The 2,136-nt window shown below is 63.9% G+C and carries 2 protein-coding genes; both read left to right on the forward strand.

Annotated elements, in window-relative coordinates:
* Positions 1 to 394: 394 nt before the first annotated feature.
* Positions 395 to 862 (forward strand): helix-turn-helix domain-containing protein, encoded by a 468-nt coding sequence (locus CAPSK01_RS03600; RefSeq protein WP_034922657.1) that lies wholly within the window; start codon positions 395 to 397, stop codon positions 860 to 862.
* Positions 859 to 1,434, forward strand: coding sequence for a PIN domain-containing protein (locus tag CAPSK01_RS03605; protein ID WP_034922659.1), 576 nt, complete (start codon positions 859 to 861; stop codon positions 1,432 to 1,434). The genes CAPSK01_RS03600 and CAPSK01_RS03605 overlap by 4 nt, the downstream gene beginning before the upstream one ends.
* Positions 1,435 to 2,136 lie beyond the last annotated feature (702 nt).

The following is a 2,136-nucleotide window of genomic DNA, read 5'->3' on the forward strand; positions in this document are numbered from 1 at the left end:
CTCCGCCAGCGCCTGCCGAAGCCGCGCGCATGAGCGAGCACCCGTTCGCCGGCCTATTTGCAAGCGGTGCGTGGGCTGTCCGGACGCCGTAGGCGCGGCGGCGGCATCCGCGCCGCCAAGCGAAGGCAGGCCGTGTTGGTGGCGCTACAACCGGCGGCAAGTTGGCGTAGACTCAGACAACCTGATCTCGGCGCCATGACGCTTGCACAAATGGCGTCATGAATGCGCGGTAAGTCATCGGCTTAGCGCCGGGATCAAGCACTGGAGAGGATTTCTGCGGAGGACCCGGGCAGATAGCAAGTTCAAGCTGGGCTGACCAGTCGACGTTTCGTTTATTGCGTTTTTCGTTTGTTTCGAATACGATAGCCAGACCCACCCACATCCGGGAGATGTCATGACCCAGGCCCCAACCCTCGAAACCACGCTGCCCGTCGAGCGCGAGGTCGCGGCGGCCGTGCAGAGCCAGCGCGCGCTGGCGGCCTATCTGAGCACCCAGTTCGAGACCCAGCGCATCCAGATCTTCGACGAAAAGAATCAGGCGCACCAGGTCGAGCTGCCGACGTCTGCCCTGCGCCTGCTGGTGGACATCCTGTCGGAGCTGGCCGAAGGCAACGCCGTCAAGGTGGTGCCGATCCACGCCGAGCTGACGACACAGGAGGCCGCCGACATGCTGAACGTGTCGCGCCCACATTTCGTGAAGCTGCTGGAGACCGGTGCGCTGCCGTTTCACAAGGCCGGCAAGCATCGGCGCATCCGATTCACCGATCTGATGGCCTTCAAGGCCGAGCGTGACCGTGCCAGCGCCAAGGCGATGGAAGAATTGGCGAAGCAAGCCCAGGATCTGCGGCTGGGCTACGAATGAGGAACTCGCCGTTCACCGCGGTCTACGACGCCTGCGTCCTCTACCCCGCGCCGCTACGGGACTTCCTGATGTGGCTCGGCCTGTCCGGGCGGTTCCGTGCGCGCTGGAGCGCTGAGATCCACGACGAGTGGAAGCGCAACGTGCTGAAGAATCGCCCGGACCTCACCGCCGAACAGCTCGATCGAACCTCCGACCTGATGGATCGGGCGATCCCCGACGCCCTGGTGACGGGGCACGAGGTTCTGGTCGCCGGCCTCACGCTTCCTGACCCCGATGATCGGCACGTCCTCGCAGTCGCGATTCGCTGCCACGCCAGCGTGATCGTGACCTTCAACGAGAAGGACTTTCCGGCTGAGGTGCTACAGTTGTTCGGCCTCGAAGCTCAACACCCCGACGTGTTCGTCGAGAACCTCTTCGATCTCGATCAAGCCGCGGTCGTCGCCGCTGCGCAGCGGCAGCGCCAGCAGCTCAAGAACCCAGCGATGGATGTCGACCGCTATCTCGACGTGCTGCTCAAGCAGGGCCTCACCCAGACTGTAAAGGGACTGACGACGTTTCGAGGTGTGCTCTGAACCGCTGCGAAGCCACCACCAGGACAGGACGACGTTGCCGCAACAATGCACGCGAGGGCACCCTCCGCGCTGCTGGTCAGAGAACAAAGACATTCGGACCGAGCACGCTTACCGAAGCGCGTACACAGGGTGCGAAAACCGCTTCCCTCTGCCACAGCCACCGCGACGCCGATCTCGCAAAAGGCCTGGTGCACTTCCTCGCGGGATCGCATATCTGGCTCGAGATGGCCGACCGCAGGTCGCGTGGCTCGCTCGCGAGCAGCGCGAATGACGACGCGCGGGCCGACAGCTGCGCCATGACGCCGCGCGCGAAGAGGGCTTGAGATCGCGCGGGCGTCGATCCAATCGATGGCGTGATCGCGAACGAAGCTCGCGATTTGGAATGTTTGCCATTGTCGTAGTCGAGCTACGACAAGACTCATCGCAGGCCGGCGTCGGGAGCGATTTCGCCATTTCGCCGGCGGCCACATAGGCTCATCGGCCAAACGGCTCACCATCGAGCTCGAGCAGCCCGCCGTTCTCTCCGCCTTTTGCTGTCGAGGCGATGGACCGCTCCGCTTGCTTGCGCCCTCGCCGAGATCGCCCGTTGTTGTCGGAACTGACTGAGGCCCGTACCGCTTCGTTGTTCCGATCCAGTTGCTAACATCACCGACTTGCCTGCTCGTCGACTACGTCATCCTCGCCCGCCGCGAGCACGGCCTC

The organism is Candidatus Accumulibacter vicinus (assembly GCF_000584955.1).
Classification (GTDB): Bacteria; Pseudomonadota; Gammaproteobacteria; order Burkholderiales; family Rhodocyclaceae; genus Accumulibacter; species Accumulibacter vicinus.